Source organism: Enterococcus sp. DIV1096b (genome assembly GCF_050498765.1).
Classification (GTDB): domain Bacteria; phylum Bacillota; class Bacilli; order Lactobacillales; family Enterococcaceae; genus Enterococcus_D; species Enterococcus_D entomosocium.
Window position 1 is genome coordinate 3,146,310 of the sequence record NZ_JBMHEK010000001.1, and the last position, 15,075, is coordinate 3,161,384.

The window sequence follows — 15,075 nt, forward strand, 5'->3', positions numbered from 1 at the left end:
ATTCCTTTTAAAAATAAAAGAGAGCGGGTCAACAAAAGAGTCGACCCGCTTGTCATTTTATTATAGTTTTACGATTCCAACAACTGCGGCTGCTTGTTGCTTGCCGATTTGGGTCAATTCAAAGGAATCGATTTGATCGCTGTTGGTCAACACTACAACGATGGTGATGTCTTTGCCAGCAGCACTTACTGCAGCTAGATCCATCTCCGCTAACTTGTCACCGACCGCCACTTGTTGACCTTCAGTGACAGCTACCGTAAAGGGGGCACCGTTTAAGTCAACGGTATCTAACCCCATGTGAACCAATACTTCGATGCCTTCGTCAGAAAGCAAGCCGATCGCATGTTTCGTTGGGAAGATGTTGGTGACTTTCCCGCTGATTGGTGCGACAACTGTCGTCTGCTCTGGACGTATACCATAACCGTCACCCATCATTTTTTCCGCAAACACTTGGTCTTTGACAGAGGTGATCGGCATCACTTCTCCAGTGGCAACGGCAGCTAGTTCAGCTGTCACGCCTTGGCTTTGATGGGTAGTGGTTTCTACGGGTGCTTGACTAGCAGTCGGTTCGGGAATCGTGACACCAGAATCTAAGATATCTTGAATGTCTGATTTTAAGACATCTGCTTTCGGTCCATAGACTGCTTGCACGCCATTGTCTTTTACGATCAAGCCTAACGCCCCTGCGGCTTTCCACGCTTTTTCATCGCCGACCGCTTCTCGATTTTTCACAGAGACCCGTAAACGAGTCATACATGCATCAACGTCGGCGATATTTTCACGTCCACCTAATAAATGAATGATTTTCACGACTTGTGAATCTGGGTTCAAGTTGCCATCCGCCGAAGCAGTTGCTGGCGCATCGCTGGCCCCTTCTGTTTCATAGTTGCCGTTTCTACCTGGTGTTGCAAAGTTGAATTTTTTGATCAAGAAGTTTGCCAAGAAATACATCCCGACACCAAAGACGATGGTCACTAACACAAAGTTGATCAAATCTTGTCCTAAGCCGGCATTGATCGCCATTGGGGTACGGGTCAACAACTCGATATTCCCAAAAGAATGGACCCGTAAGTTGACGATATCCGCCATCGCAAATGCCGCCCCTTGTACGACTGCATAAACGATGTAAAGCGGTACGGCAGCAAACATAAACATGAACTCCAACGGTTCTGTTACCCCTGTCAAGAAGACAGCGATGGCAGCTGATAAATACATAGAGGTATATTTGTGCCGTTTGTCCGCATCGACATTGCGGTACATGGCATAAGACAAGCCCATCAAGATCCCAGATGAACCAATCATTTGTCCAACTTTAAAGCGGGCAGGAACAAAGTTTTCCAATAAAAATTGATATTGTGACGTATCTCCAGCATTGCGCATATTCACTAGATCTGTTGCCCAAGCAAGCCATAATGGGTCTTGTCCAAAGACTTGGGTGCCGGCTTGTGCCCCAGAAAGAATTGTGTAGGTTCCACCTAATTCGGTGTAATTTATCGGGATCGTCAACATATGATGCAGCCCGAATGGTAAGAGCAGCCGCTCCAAGGTTCCAAACAAGAAAGGTGCTAAAACGGGCGCACTTTCTTGTGATTGCGCGATCCATAAACCGAAGTTGTTGATACCGGCTTGAATGTAAGGCCAAACGATTGATAACACTAATGCGACGACTACTGAACGGGCAATCACCACGAAAGGGACGAAGCGTTTGCCGTTAAAGAAGGAAAGCGCATCCGGTAATTTGCGGAAATTATAGTATTTGTTGTAAGCTGTTGCCCCCACAAAACCGGCGATGATCCCGACAAAGACGCCCATGTTCAAAGCAGGTGCTTCTAATACACTAGTAAAGAAACCGTCGATCATGATCTTTGTCCCAAACAACGTATGGGTAAAGGCGCCTTCTTCGGTTAACATCGCGCTCGTCACGCCAAAGATCGAACCAGTGATCCGATTGATCAAAATAAAGGCGATCCCGGCAGCAAATGCCCCACCAGCTCGCTCTTTAGCCCAACTACCACCAATAGCTAATGCAAATAATAAATGCAAGTTACCAATAATTGCCCAACCAATGTTTTCAATGACGCCTCCTGTGGTGATCAAGAATGCCCAGTCGGCATTGATCATTGGGATCGTTTTCCCAATACTGATCATCAAACCAGCGGCTGGCATAACAGCGACAACCACCATTAGCGCTTTTCCGAATTTTTGCCAAAATTCGAAGCTCAATAATTTTTTCATCTTCCTTCTTCCTTCCCTGAATCGATTTACGCAATCGGTTTCTTAATGATTTCATTCTAACGGAGAAAAAAGATTTTGTAAACCCAGAAATATCAAAAGGGATTCTATTCGCTTTTTCGCCTTTATCTAACTGAATCTTTCCTTCTCGATGTTTCCTAATAGGAAATTCTTTAAACGCAACAACTTTCACTTGACGATGCAATCGTTTGCGCTTATGATAGAGATATCAAAAAGATTCTGGAGGGACTTTCATGAAAAAAATCCAACGATTGTTCGAGATCGATCCATGGAAAATCGCGACATCTACCTTAGATAAAGAAAATCGTCGACTGCAAGAGTCGCTAACAAGCATCGGGAATAGCTACATGGGAATGCGCGGCAACTTTGAAGAACAATACAGCGGCGATCATCACTTAGGTACCTATATCGCAGGTGTCTGGTACCCAGACAAAACCCGTGTTGGCTGGTGGAAAAACGGCTATCCTGACTATTTTGGCAAAGTGATCAATGCGGTCAACTTTATTGCAATGGATCTATTTATCAATGACCAATTAGTCGACTTAGCAAAAATCAGCCCAAGTGATTTCCATTTAGAACTAGACATGGAAACTGGGATTTTACGCCGCAACTATACTGTGACTTTAGCAGGTGCAACGGTTAAATTCTCTTTTGAACGCTTCTTGAGCATCGTAAAACGTGAACTTGCCCTCATTAAGATGGATGCTGAGATCATTGAAGGCGACGCTGAGATCAAAGTCATTTCTAAACTAGATAACAACGTCCATAACGAAGACAGCAACTACGACGAACGTTTCTGGGAAGAATTGGCTCATGGCCAAACCGAAACCTTCCATTACTTGACGACTCGGACCGTAGAAAATAATTTTGACATTGAACGCTTTACTGTCACTTCTGCTATGCGTCATAGCCAAACACCGATTGATTCCGTGAAAAGCGAACTTTGCGTCGCTGATACCTTTGCCTTTTCTGGGGCAGCCGGTGACACCTTCTCATTGATCAAAGAAGTCTTGATCGTTACGAGTCGTGATGTTCCCGCTCATGATCATCCAGCAAAAGTCACCGAATTAGGCACTTTATACAAAGCAGATTACGATGCGTTGCGTGCAGAACAAGTCGCTGCTTGGAAAGCCCGCTGGGATTTAGCCGATGTGATCATTGAAGGCGATGCTGCGGCGCAACAAGGGATTCGTTTCAACCTGTTCCAATTGTTTTCAACCTATTATGGCGAAGACGAGCGCTTGAACATTGGACCGAAAGGCTTTACTGGTGAAAAATATGGCGGTGCGACTTACTGGGATACCGAAGCCTATGCAGTCCCATTGTATTTGGCATTAGCAAAACCAGAAGTGACCCGCAACTTGTTGAAATACCGTCACAACCAATTGCCGCAAGCCCATATCAATGCGCAAAAACAAGGCTTAGCAGGTGCCCTTTACCCAATGGTGACCTTCACTGGGATCGAATGCCACAATGAGTGGGAGATCACTTTCGAAGAAATTCACCGAAACGGTGCCATCGCTTATGCCATCTACAACTATACGAATTATACTGGCGATACAAGTTACCTGAAAAAAGAAGGATTAGAAGTGTTAAGCGCGATTTCACGTTTCTGGGCAGATCGTGTCCACTATTCAAAACGTCAGCAAAAATACATGATCCATGGCGTCACTGGACCAAACGAATACGAAAACAATATCAATAACAACTGGTACACCAATAAAATGGCTACTTGGGTCTTAGCTTATACCTTAGCCAGCTATGAAGCCTTCAAAGACGAAGCGGCTGTCACGATCTCTGACGAAGAGCAAGCCAAATGGCAAGACATCATCGACAATATGTACTTCCCAGAAGACCAAGAGCTTGGAGTCTTCGTCCAGCATGATACCTTCTTAGACAAAGACTTGATGCCCGTTTCCGATCTTGATCCAAAACATTTACCATTGAACCAAAATTGGTCGTGGGATCATATCTTGCGCTCTTGCTTTATCAAGCAAGCCGATGTTTTGCAAGGGATCTACTTCTTCGGCGATCAATTCAGCAAAGAAGAAAAACAACGGAACTTTGATTTCTATGAGCCGATGACAGTGCATGAATCTTCCCTTTCCCCAAGTATCCATGCGATTTTGGCAGCGGAATTAGGCATGGAAGAAAAAGCGTTGGAAATGTATGAGCGGACTGCTCGTCTTGATTTGGACAATTACAACAATGATACCGATGATGGCTTGCACATCACTTCTATGACCGGCAGCTGGTTAGCGATCGTTCAAGGCTTTGCTCAAATGAAAACCGATCACGACCACTTAGGGTTTGCGCCATTCTTACCTAAAACGTGGAGCCGCTATGCCTTCCACATCAACTATCGTGGACGTCTGCTCTTTGTTTCCGTCAATGAGTCGACGGTGACTTTGAAAAAAATCAGCGGTGAGGCATTGCCAATCAAGGTGTATGGCAAAGACTATGTTTTAGAAGACGAAATCAGTACAGCGATTAGCTAAACAAGCCTTCTGAAAGAAGAAATGTCTGCATTTCTTCTTTCTTTTGATTGGCTCTACCCTTGTGCCGACACTTTGTGATACTATAAGCTAAAAAAGGAGGGAAATCAGTGAGCATTACGGTCAAAGATGTCGCCAAAAAGGCTGGCGTCGCTACATCCACGGTTTCTCGTGTCGTAAACGATCATCCCAGTATTTCTGAAGATACTAAGAAGAAAGTGCGCAAAGTAATGGCAGAAATGGGCTACGTCCCCAATCTTGCGGCTCGAAATCTCGGCAAACAGATATCTAGTGCCATCGGCGTGATCTTGCCGCCCCTTGATTCGAAAGAACGACTAGGAAACCCCTTTTATTTAGAAACGATCGAGGCCATCAACGAAGAGGCCCGTCATCATCAAATGACAGTTGCCGTCGCCTCCGCCCGTGATTTTACTACGTTGCTAAAAAACGTGGAACGAATGCACTTGCAAAAACAAGTAGATGGCTTTATCTTGGTCTATTCCGATGAAAAAGACCCCATCATCGATTATCTGGTCGAAAAAGAAGTCCCCTTTACCTTGATCGGTCAACCATACAGCAATGAAGACAAAATCGTTTTTGTCGATAATGACAACCAGTTGTTAGGCAAGCAAGCAACCGAGCATCTGATCGCCCAAGGGCATACGAAGATTTTATTTGCTACTAATACGACCCATGAAAATCTGTATTTCGAACGTTTTTTCGGCTACCAAAAAGCCATGATGCTGGCAAATCTCCCCTTTTATCCAGCATTGACCTTTGAAAAAGCGGAAGATTACGTCACGTTTGAAGAAACGATCAAAGAATCCCAAGCAACGGCCATCGTCGTGATCGATGATCTGTTCGCTGTGCGGATCATTCAATTAGCGACGATGTATGGCTACAAAGTCCCGGATGACTTATCCATCATCAGTTTCAATAATTCGATCTTTGCTACTTTGACCCATCCGTATTTGACTAGTATCGATATCAACGTGTTGTCCTTAGGAAAAATCGCTACCGAACGGCTGATGGCGCAATTGAATCATGAAGATTCAAACGGCGTACAGCTGGTCGTACCACATAAGCTGATCAAACGAGAAACGGTCTTGAACCGCAACCAGTTGAACTGATCCGCTGTGTTTGGTCCACTTCCCCCACACGCAAAAGCACCCGCTGTCCCTAGGGATAGCGGGTGCTTTTCATATTTTTATTTATACTCTTTGCTTTCCAGGCGGAACAATGGACTCATTGGTGTATTTTCGTGAATGCGGCGAACGGCTTCCCCCATCAATTCAGCACAAGAAATGTAGTGCAGTTTTTCTGGATGGCGTTCTTCGCTGGTCCAACAAGAATCGGTGACACAAATCCTTTCAATCGCTGATTGATCCAAAATTTCTTTAGCTGGCGGCGAAAGTAAGGCGTGAGACACACAAGCATACACTTCGCTGGCACCAGCTTCCTTCAACAAGTCTGCCGCTTTTGCCAATGTATGGCCGGTATTTAAAATGTCATCAACTAAAATACATTTTTTCCCAACGACATCACCAATCACATAGCCGCCATCGGCTTCATCTTGATCGACGATCGCGATCGCTGTATCTAAGTATTCTGCCAAACTACGGGTCCGTTGGACACCGCTGTTTTTTGGTGAAACAACGACATAGTCGTCACCAGTCATTTTTTGTTCGCGATAATAATGGGCAAACAATGGGATCGTAAAGAGATTATCCACTGGGATGTCGAAAAATCCTTGAACTTGGACGGCATGCAAATCAAGCGTCAAGATCCGAGAAGCCCCTGCTTCCACCAGCATATTGGCAATCAATTTTGCAGTAATCGGCTCATGCGGGTTGGCGGTTCGGTCTTGCCGCGCATATGCGTAATAAGGCAAAACGACATTGATGGTCTTCGCACTAGCCCGTTTCATCGCATCGATCATGATCAGCAACTCTAAATAATGATCATTGACGGGTTCATTCGTCGATTGAATGATATAAATATGGTCGCCCCGCACACTTTCTTCAATATTGATGGCAATCTCTCCATCACTAAACTGTGTCACTTTTGACTTCCCTAGTTCTGTACCGAAAACTTTCGCAATGTTTTCTGCTAATGGTAAATTTCCATTTAAACTAAAAATTTTCAACGAACTATCTTTATAACTTTCGCCCATGATTGCCTCCAATGAATGTGGTTGTTTTCTTCTATTCTAGCACAAAGTGACTGTTTTTTTAACCGTCTCGTTCAAGGAAGTGTGACGGTACCGTTTACCCAACTGGCGGGAATCACTTTTTTGTAGTTACCCCAGTTGTCATGAACTTTAAAATAGCGTTCTCCGCTGGCGGTTTCAGCGTAGGCGTAAGCCACGACCCAATGATTGCCATATGTGCTACCTAAAGGCTTCAAAATACCGATGATCACCGGTTTGCCTTCGTCGATTCGTTTGCACGCTCGATGCCAACCGCCAACAACGGTCGCACGTCCGCGGTAAGGCAATTGGAATTGATCGAAAAACCGAGTCAATCCATGACTGACTTGCCAAGCGATTGTCGGCAACCCATGAGGCTGAATCAGCACACGCAGCATTTCCGTCACTACTGTCAGATCCCGCTGTTTTTTTCTGCGAAACGCTTTCGGGATGATCGTTTCATCGATGTAATCTTGATAGTAGGCCAAAAAGACGGCTGCCGCATAGGTGCCGCATAAATACCCTGAAGGAGTGACCCACTGCTTATACGGACGAAACCGCTCTTCGGCGATCCCTTTCCACTCTACTTGTTCCATCTCGTTCACCTGCCTTTTTTCTTATTATACCTTAGATTCTCCTCCTACTTGGATCAAAACCCTTTTTCGTCTAGAAAACTTTTCTTTGCGTCCTTACAGATTTTGTTTCATAATAGTAGAAAGCGAGAGGAGCGAAAGACATGACAACCTTGTTAAAAGATGATTTTTATGACTATGTAAATGGCGAGTGGCTGGAGACCGCTGTTATTCCAGCAGATAAACCCGCTACGGGTGGATTCCAAGATCTCGTTGACGGAATCGATTCCTTAATGATCGCAGAATTTGAAAATATGGCACACGATCCCCATGCTACGCCAAAAGGCCGCATGAAGGATGCTGTGGCTTTTTACCGCTTAGCCAGCGATTTTGCCCAACGAGAGGCAGCTGGCGCTACTGAAGCAAATGCACTATTAGCAAAAATCGAAGCGTTGCGTTCTTATGAGGAATTGAATCAGCAACTGGCAAGTTTCGTTTTAGAGGGTATTGCCTTGCCTTTCCAACTGGATGTCGATGCAGACATGAAAAATGCGCAAATGAATACTTTGTCGGTCTATCCGCCTGCTACTATTTTGCCGGATAAAACCTATTACACAGAAAATCCCCAAGCAGGCGAAATGCTGCAAGTCTACTTTGAGATGGCCGTCAACGTTTTAGTTGCTTACGGAAAAGACCAAGCAGAAGCGGAATCGTTGGTAGAGCAAGCGATCGCATTTGATAAATTGATCGCCCCTCATGTCCGCAGTGCGGAAGAAAGTGCGGATTATAGTAAAAACTACAATCCTCGCTCCTTGGAGGAATTTGCAAAGCAAGCTAGCAAGATCGATTTCACACAACTCTTGACAGCCCTTTTACCAGGTACACCAGAAGAGCTGATCGTAACGGAACCCGCTTACTTTGAAGCCTTTGACATTATTGTTTCTGATAGCCATTTTGAACTCTTGAAAGGCTGGATGATCGTCAACCAAAGCTTGCGCTATACTAGCTATCTGAGTGAAGAATTGCGTCAGTTAGGCGGAACCTACAGTCGCTACTTATCAGGGATCGATGAAGCGGCTCCCCAACAAAAAGCGGCTTATTACTTAACGATGGGTCATTTTAGTCAAGTGATCGGTGATTATTATGGACGCAAGTACTTTGGGGAAATGGCGAAAAAAGACGTCAAACACATGGTGGAAACAATGATTGCTGTCTACCAAGATCGTTTGCGCAACAACACGTGGTTAAGTGAAGAAACCCGCCAAAAAGCGATCATCAAATTGAATCGTTTAGGCATCCATGTCGGGTACCCTGATCAAGTTCCTGCTATTTATGATCAATTGCATACCGATGAAGAGAAAAGTCTGTTGGCAAATGCCCTTCATTTCAATCGTTTGTTCCGAGAAGATACCTTCAAAAAATGGCAGCAGCCCGTGGATCGCGAGGAATGGGAAATGTCCGCCGCTACCGTGAATGCCTACTATCACCCATTTAAGAACGTGATCGTTTTCCCAGCAGCAATCTTACAAGCGCCCTTTTATAGTTTGGAGCAATCCACCAGCGCAAATTATGGGGGGATCGGCGCGGTCATTGCTCATGAGATCTCCCACGCCTTTGACAACAACGGGGCAAAATTTGATGAATATGGTAATTTAAACAATTGGTGGACAGAAGAAGATTTGGCACACTTTGAACGCTTAGCTCAAGCGATGATCGACGAGTTTGATGGCCTGCCCTTTGCCGGCGGTACCGTCAACGGAACATTGACTGTTTCTGAAAACATCGCCGATGCAGGCGGACTAAGCTGTGCGCTAGAAGCAGCGCAAAAAGAAAGCGATGTTTCTTTAACAGACTTCTTCACCAATTGGGCGAAGATTTGGCGTACAAAAGCCAAAGAACAATACCAACAGCTCTTACTGGCGATCGATGTCCACGGACCAGCTAAACTACGGGCCAATATCCAAGTCCAAAATATCGATGAATTCTATACAACCTTTGATATCAAACCTGGTGACCCTATGTATCGTGCACCAGAAGATCGTGTGCAGATCTGGTAAACAAAAGCGCAAGCAGATTTTTCTGCTTGCGCTTTTTCTTCGCCAATTGTTTATTTCTGTAAAGCTTTTTTCATCATACTAATCACAGAATCGAATTGAGAATGCTCATTGACGACTTTATCGGCTTTTTGTCGATTGGGGCGGTCTTTTAGAAAGTCGAAGATTTGGTTTTCATTCTGGATTCCTAGTTTAGCCATAAACTCATCCAAGTTCTGAAAATCTGTATACTTTTGTAAGAAGTCATTGTTCAACAACGCCTTCACATCAAGATTCCCTTTTTGATACGCTTGATAAAGGCTAGTCAGTTCACTGAAACTGAAATTTGCTTTTAATTGATCCATCCATCCCATTTATGCTTCCTCCTTCGCAGAAATGATTTTCGCACCAAGGGTATTTTCAAAATGGCGTAGTGCCCATTCATGTCCGACCGCGTCAAAGCTGGCAACGGTATCTGCATCGATCACCAGTTGGTAGCCTAAATTATAGGCATCCACTGCTGTATGCAAGACACAGATGTCGGTACAAACGCCGGTCAGGTACAATTCCGTGATCCCTCTTTCCCGGAGTCGGATGTCCAAGTCGGTACCACTAAACGCTGAGTAATGGCGCTTGTCGATCCAATAGACATTTGGCGCTTCCTGATAGGTTTCATAAAGCGGGGCTAAACGACCATAAAGATGTCGCCCCGCACTGCCCGCAAGATTGTGGGGTGGGAACAAGCGGTTTTCAGGATGATAGTTGTCTGTTTCCTCATGACGATCAATGGCAAAAACGACATACTCACCGGCTTCGATAAAGGCTTGCGTCCGAGCCACTAAGGCAGCTTCAATCGCTTGCCCAGCAGCACCCGTCGTCAATCGTCCCTCATCTGCAACAAAATCAAACGTATAATCAATGGATAGTAATGCTCTCATGCTTCCTTCCTCCTCTTACGGATCGGCTCTCCTGTTTTTTAAGTTACTTTAATGTTTCAACGAATGCCAAGACCATTTCAGCGGAACGCTTGCCAGCTTCTAAGATAAACTCATCAAAAGAGACGGTTGCTGCGTGGTCGGCGGTGTCGCTGATCGCGCGCACGATCAAGAAAGGAATATTGAATTGCTGCGCGGTCTGTGCGATCGCGGCTCCTTCCATCTCACAAGCCAAGGCATCTGGAAAATGTCCTAAAATCTCCTGTACTTTTTGCGGGTCATGAATGAAGCTGTCACCAGTAACGATCAGTCCCTTTTTCACGGTATGATGAGTCGCTTCTGCGGCTTTCGTCATCTCACTGATCAAATAGCGGCTGGCTTCATAATACAAAGGCATCCCACCAGGCAACTGGCCATATTCATAACCAAAGCCAGTCACATCGACATCAAAATAGGCCACTTTATCTGAGATCACTAAATCCCCTACTTGTAAACCGGCACCGATCCCACCAGCTGATCCAGTATTGATCACCATATTGACCCCGTATTGTTGGATCAGTAAACTAGTGGTGATCGATGCCAGAACTTTGCCAATACCTGAACGAACGACGATCACTTCATGATTGCCGATACTTCCTGAAATAAATAGTGCGCCGCCGCGTTCCCAAGAAAGCGGTGAAATCAACTGTTCCCGCAACGCCTTGATTTCTTCCTCCATTGCACCAATAATACCAATTTTCATGTGTTTGCCTCCTACTTCTCGTTTATTTTTCATCCTTTAAAATGAAAAACAACAGAAATTCCCACGTATCTACTGACGTGTTTTTCTCCTTTCATGATAAACTAGTTTTGACGAAACGAACAGTTTTTTGTCATTATCAAAGGAGGCACTTATGTCTGAAATTTTCAACGCCATGGCAGCAAAATACGATACCCCTGAACGGATCGCGTTAGCACAATTAGTCACCCAAACCCTTGAACCTTATTTTAAAGACAACCAGCACCAAACTCTGATCGATATCGGCGGCGGTACCGGCCTAGTAAGTCTGCCCTTAGCAGCTTATGTCCAGCACTTAGCCATCTGGGATACTGCCCCTGGCATGATCGAGGTTTCTGAAAAAAAAATCAACCAACTGCAGCTGGCCAATGCTTCTGCAACTGTCCACGATCTGCTGCAAGAATCCTTACAAGCAAAAGCAGACGCTGTGCTGCTATCCCTCGTCTTGCTGCATATTCCTGACACAGCCGCTATGATGGAAAAACTATACGCCTTGCTGCAGCCAGGAGGAACCCTTTACCTAGTGGATTTCCTCAAAAATCCCGCCGTGTCTCACCCGCTGGTTCATAATGGGTTTGACCCTGCTGCATTGACTCAACTGACAGAGGCGATTGGGTTTACCGACACTTCCTTTACCGTTTTTCATGAAGCGGATCATTTGTTCATGAATCAGCCAGCTGCCATGTTTTTAGCTATTTTGAAAAAGCCGACCGAATAACAAAAAAGCCGCACTTGCAGAAGATGCAGGGGCGGCTTTTTCTTTGTTCTAGATGAATCACAACAAAAAGATCGCCAAACCGACGACGACTAACAATAAAGTGACGATCACAATGGCTTTCATTAAAAAACGGTTCAAATCCCGAGATTTCTGGTTCTCACCGGCACGGGTCTTCGTGATTTCTTTGTTTTTCTTGCGCACTTTTCGGTAGTGGTTATCGATTTGTTTTTCTTTTTGTTTCCATTCTTTCTTGCTTTGCTTTTCTACGATTTGCTGATTACGTTCAGACGCCGCTTGTTCTTCTTCGCGTCGGCGTCGAAGTTCACTGCGGGTGATCAATGGTTCTTTAGGCAAGTCCGTTCCTCCGTTTCAATTCCAGCAACTCCCAAAATTGGATCGCAAACACGGTCTTCGCATCACAGATCGTTCCATCAGCGATAGCGGCTTGTGCTTGCTCTAAGCTCAATTCATAGACTTCCAGCACTTCGTCTTCGTCTTGCGGTAAGGGATTTGCCACTTTTTCCAGCTCTTTCGCATAATAGACGTGCAAGATTTCATTCGCAAAGCCTGGTGAAAGGTACATAGAAGAAACATGCTCTAGCGTTTTTGCGCGATAGCCAGTCTCTTCTTCCAATTCCCGGGCGCCAGTCAAATCTGGACGTGCGCCTTCTCCTGGATCGATTTTGCCTGCTGGTATCTCTAAAATCACTCGCTCTAATGGCTTTCTGAATTGGCGAACGAACAGCATTTTGTTCTCACTCGTCAAGGCGATCACGGCCACCCCACCTGGGTGGAAGACTAGTTCGCGTTTACTGGTTCCACCATTGGGCAAGGAGACATCATCAACCACCACATCAATGATTTTGCCATGGAAAATTTCATTCCGTTGGATCGTTTTTTCTTCAAAATCTTTAAATTCTAACATCTATCGACACCTAACTTTCCTCATACGTCTTATCTATCAAACACTTTAGCATAATTTAGAAAAAATATCTTCTTAAGAAATGGCAAGAAAGCTTATGAATTTACTAAAAATCGGAAAATCCACCCCAAGTCTGATATTTTTCTTTTAGTGAACATGCTAAAATAAAGATGTCGAATAACCCAATCTACTTGTCCAAGAGATTTTTAGGAGGAGGAAAAATGAAAAAAAACATCTGGCTGATCGTTGGTGCGATCGTCCTCATCAGTATTATTTTTAACGTAGTAGGCGATTCATTTGCGAGCCTATTATTAATCGTCGGTGCAATTTTAGTCTACGTCGGTATCAGAGGACGTAAAGTTCCGGCAGCGGATCCACAAGTTTTGCCTTCTTTAACGAGAGAACGAGAAGCCCATTACTTGAAGAGCGGAATGACTGCTCGTGAGATCGAATTGTTCCGTGAAACGATGAATCAGACGAAACACCAAATCGATAAATACCAAAAAAATATCACTAGCAATAACAAGTTAAAAGCCATTGACTTGCGTCACGATGCCTTGCGTGCCTCAAAAGCTCTTTTCAAAGAACTCGTAAAAGAACCAACTAAACTGCCTTTGGCAAGTCATTTCCTTTATACCCACTTGCCCAATATGGTCGATTTGACCGATAAGTTCATTGAAATCAATAGCCATGAGATCAAAAGTCGTGAGACCTATGATAAAATCGAAGAAAGCACACAAATTATCGAGCAAATGGCTTCCTTGATCGCCAAAGACTACTCCCAATTTGTAGCAGACGATCTTGATGACATGGATATTGAGTTATCCATTGCCAAACAAAGCATAAAACGAGATAATGAATAGGGATAGATTCTGATTGGCAACAAAAAAAGAATCTAAAAAAAAATCTAGCCCAGGCTAGATTTTTTTCGAAAGCAGACAATTATTAGGAGGAGTTATTATGAGTGACACACCAAATCAAGTAAAACCGGTAACGGATACGCTTGACGATTTATTGAACAACCCATTTTCAACCCCTGTCGACACTTTGACCACTACTCAACAAGCGGAGATCAGTCAGTTGAAAGAACAGCAAACAGCACCGCGTTTGATTGACAAATTACCGCCAGAGCGTCAAGCACAGGCCCAAGAATTAGCCAGCAAGATCGATGCAACTGACCAGCAAGCAGTCATCACCTATGGTGCAGCTGCCCAAACCAAACTTGGGGAGTTTTCCCAATCTATGTTGAACCATGTCCAAGCAGCTGATATCGGCCCTGTGGGCGACTCATTGACTGAGTTGATGTATCGCTTGCAAGAAGCCAATCCAGATGAACTGCGTGCAGGTGAAGGCAACTTATTCAAGCGGATGTTTGGTAAAGTAAAACAATCCATTTTTGAAATCACCGCTAAATACCAAAAAATCGGTGCCCAAATCGACAAGATCGCCGTCAAATTGGATAAAGAAAAAGACGGTTTGCTAAAAGACAACCTGATGTTGGAACAGTTGTATCAAAAGAACAAAGATTACTTCGATGCATTGAACATCTACATTGCCGCTGGCGAGTTGAAGATGCAAGAATTGCAAACCAAAATCATTCCTGAAGCCATGAAAAAAGCAGAAGAAACGAATGATCAAATGGACGTACAGATCGCCAACGATTATACGCAATTCCTAGATCGTTTAGACAAACGGACCCATGACTTGCGCTTGGCACGTCAAATCACGATCCAACAGGCACCGCAAATTCGCCTGATCCAAAACACGAACCAAGCGTTAGCAGAAAAAATCCAAGCTTCTGTCAATACAGCGATCCCACTATGGAAAAACCAAGTGGTCATTGCCTTGACTTTATTGCGTCAAAAAGATGCAGTTACGGCACAGCGCCAAGTTTCTGAGACCACCAATGATCTATTGAAGAAAAACTCAGAAATGTTGAAAGTTTCTGCTATTGAAACAGCGAAAGAAAACGAGCGCGGCATCGTCGACATCGAAACATTGCAAAAAACACAAAACGACCTTGTGGAAACGATCCAAGAAACATTACGGATCCAAAAAGAAGGAAAAGAAAAACGTCGTGCTGCCGAAGTGGAATTAGGTCATCTAGAAGAAGACTTGAAAGACCGCTTATTGGATTTAACTAGCAACAAGTAAATTTCACCTATCAAAAGAGGACTTCCA

The 15,075-nt window shown here is 44.4% G+C and carries 14 protein-coding genes; 6 read left to right on the plus strand and 8 right to left on the minus strand.

Annotated elements, in window-relative coordinates; translation table 11 throughout:
• Window positions 1-60 precede the first annotated feature (60 nt).
• On the minus strand, window positions 61-2,235 hold the full coding sequence (locus IGJ17_RS14725; RefSeq protein WP_429961579.1) for a PTS transporter subunit IIBC: 2,175 nt from the start codon (window positions 2,233-2,235) through the stop codon (window positions 61-63).
• Between the two features lie 251 nt (window positions 2,236-2,486).
• Here IGJ17_RS14725 and IGJ17_RS14730 point away from each other — a divergent pair, with 251 nt between their 5' ends.
• Window positions 2,487-4,751 carry a glycoside hydrolase family 65 protein gene (locus IGJ17_RS14730; protein WP_429961580.1) on the plus strand — a complete coding sequence of 755 codons (2,265 nt, stop codon included), beginning with the start codon at window positions 2,487-2,489 and terminating at the stop codon, window positions 4,749-4,751.
• 107 nt (window positions 4,752-4,858) lie between these two features.
• Entirely contained in the window at window positions 4,859-5,878 is a 1,020-nt protein-coding gene (locus IGJ17_RS14735) for a LacI family DNA-binding transcriptional regulator (RefSeq protein ID WP_060791571.1), read from the plus strand.
• Window positions 5,879-5,955: 77 nt separating this feature from the next.
• Here IGJ17_RS14735 and IGJ17_RS14740 read toward each other — a convergent pair whose 3' ends face one another.
• A complete protein-coding gene (locus IGJ17_RS14740) occupies window positions 5,956-6,921 on the minus strand; it encodes a ribose-phosphate diphosphokinase (protein WP_005233536.1) in 966 nt (321 codons plus the stop codon).
• Between the two features lie 71 nt (window positions 6,922-6,992).
• Window positions 6,993-7,532: a C39 family peptidase gene (locus tag IGJ17_RS14745; protein ID WP_005233534.1), complete on the minus strand. Its 540-nt coding sequence runs from the start codon at window positions 7,530-7,532 to the stop codon at window positions 6,993-6,995.
• A 140-nt stretch (window positions 7,533-7,672) separates the two neighbouring features.
• On the opposite strand from IGJ17_RS14745, the gene IGJ17_RS14750 reads away from it, so the two are divergent.
• Window positions 7,673-9,565, plus strand: coding sequence for a M13 family metallopeptidase (locus IGJ17_RS14750; RefSeq protein WP_429961581.1), 1,893 nt, complete (start codon window positions 7,673-7,675; stop codon window positions 9,563-9,565).
• 50 nt (window positions 9,566-9,615) lie between these two features.
• Here IGJ17_RS14750 and IGJ17_RS14755 read toward each other — a convergent pair whose 3' ends face one another.
• Genes IGJ17_RS14755 through IGJ17_RS14765 form a run of 3 tightly spaced genes read right to left on the minus strand, consistent with a single transcriptional unit; the run spans window position 9,616 to window position 11,218 of the window.
• A complete protein-coding gene (locus IGJ17_RS14755; protein WP_087664562.1) occupies window positions 9,616-9,915 on the minus strand; it encodes a hypothetical protein in 300 nt (99 codons plus the stop codon).
• Window positions 9,916-10,479 carry a cysteine hydrolase family protein gene (locus IGJ17_RS14760; protein ID WP_008379309.1) on the minus strand — a complete coding sequence of 188 codons (564 nt, stop codon included), beginning with the start codon at window positions 10,477-10,479 and terminating at the stop codon, window positions 9,916-9,918.
• A 43-nt stretch (window positions 10,480-10,522) separates the two neighbouring features.
• Window positions 10,523-11,218 (minus strand): 5'-methylthioadenosine/adenosylhomocysteine nucleosidase, encoded by a 696-nt coding sequence (locus IGJ17_RS14765; RefSeq protein ID WP_005227823.1) that lies wholly within the window; start codon window positions 11,216-11,218, stop codon window positions 10,523-10,525.
• Window positions 11,219-11,369: 151 nt separating this feature from the next.
• On the opposite strand from IGJ17_RS14765, the gene IGJ17_RS14770 reads away from it, so the two are divergent.
• Entirely contained in the window at window positions 11,370-11,972 is a 603-nt protein-coding gene (locus tag IGJ17_RS14770; protein ID WP_008379308.1) for a class I SAM-dependent methyltransferase, read from the plus strand.
• Window positions 11,973-12,029: 57 nt separating this feature from the next.
• Here the strand turns inward: IGJ17_RS14770 and macP are convergent, their stop codons facing one another.
• Window positions 12,030-12,326 carry a cell wall synthase accessory phosphoprotein MacP gene (gene macP / locus IGJ17_RS14775; RefSeq protein WP_005233519.1) on the minus strand — a complete coding sequence of 99 codons (297 nt, stop codon included), beginning with the start codon at window positions 12,324-12,326 and terminating at the stop codon, window positions 12,030-12,032.
• Entirely contained in the window at window positions 12,319-12,897 is a 579-nt protein-coding gene (locus IGJ17_RS14780; protein ID WP_008379307.1) for an NUDIX hydrolase, read from the minus strand. Before IGJ17_RS14780 ends, macP begins: the two co-directional genes overlap by 8 nt.
• Window positions 12,898-13,115: 218 nt before the next feature.
• On the opposite strand from IGJ17_RS14780, the gene IGJ17_RS14785 reads away from it, so the two are divergent.
• A complete protein-coding gene (locus tag IGJ17_RS14785) occupies window positions 13,116-13,757 on the plus strand; it encodes a 5-bromo-4-chloroindolyl phosphate hydrolysis family protein (RefSeq protein WP_008379306.1) in 642 nt (213 codons plus the stop codon).
• A gap of 97 nt (window positions 13,758-13,854) precedes the next feature.
• Entirely contained in the window at window positions 13,855-15,048 is a 1,194-nt protein-coding gene (locus tag IGJ17_RS14790; protein WP_005233515.1) for a toxic anion resistance protein, read from the plus strand.
• The last annotated feature ends 27 nt before the right edge of the window (window positions 15,049-15,075 follow it).

Excerpts from the sequence above, each read along its gene's own strand:
- IGJ17_RS14765 (WP_005227823.1), bottom strand. The coding sequence starts at position 11,218 with ATGAAAATTGGTATTATTGGTGCAATGGAGGAAGAAATCAAGGCGTTG.
- IGJ17_RS14730 (WP_429961580.1), top strand. The coding sequence starts at position 2,487 with ATGAAAAAAATCCAACGATTGTTCGAGATCGATCCATGGAAAATCGCG.
- IGJ17_RS14740 (WP_005233536.1), bottom strand. The coding sequence starts at position 6,921 with ATGGGCGAAAGTTATAAAGATAGTTCGTTGAAAATTTTTAGTTTAAAT.
- IGJ17_RS14725 (WP_429961579.1), bottom strand. The coding sequence starts at position 2,235 with ATGAAAAAATTATTGAGCTTCGAATTTTGGCAAAAATTCGGAAAAGCG.
- IGJ17_RS14790 (WP_005233515.1), top strand. The coding sequence starts at position 13,855 with ATGAGTGACACACCAAATCAAGTAAAACCGGTAACGGATACGCTTGAC.
- IGJ17_RS14770 (WP_008379308.1), top strand. The coding sequence starts at position 11,370 with ATGTCTGAAATTTTCAACGCCATGGCAGCAAAATACGATACCCCTGAA.
- IGJ17_RS14755 (WP_087664562.1), bottom strand. The coding sequence starts at position 9,915 with ATGGGATGGATGGATCAATTAAAAGCAAATTTCAGTTTCAGTGAACTG.
- IGJ17_RS14780 (WP_008379307.1), bottom strand. The coding sequence starts at position 12,897 with ATGTTAGAATTTAAAGATTTTGAAGAAAAAACGATCCAACGGAATGAA.
- IGJ17_RS14785 (WP_008379306.1), top strand. The coding sequence starts at position 13,116 with ATGAAAAAAAACATCTGGCTGATCGTTGGTGCGATCGTCCTCATCAGT.
- IGJ17_RS14750 (WP_429961581.1), top strand. The coding sequence starts at position 7,673 with ATGACAACCTTGTTAAAAGATGATTTTTATGACTATGTAAATGGCGAG.
- IGJ17_RS14760 (WP_008379309.1), bottom strand. The coding sequence starts at position 10,479 with ATGAGAGCATTACTATCCATTGATTATACGTTTGATTTTGTTGCAGAT.
- IGJ17_RS14745 (WP_005233534.1), bottom strand. The coding sequence starts at position 7,532 with ATGGAACAAGTAGAGTGGAAAGGGATCGCCGAAGAGCGGTTTCGTCCG.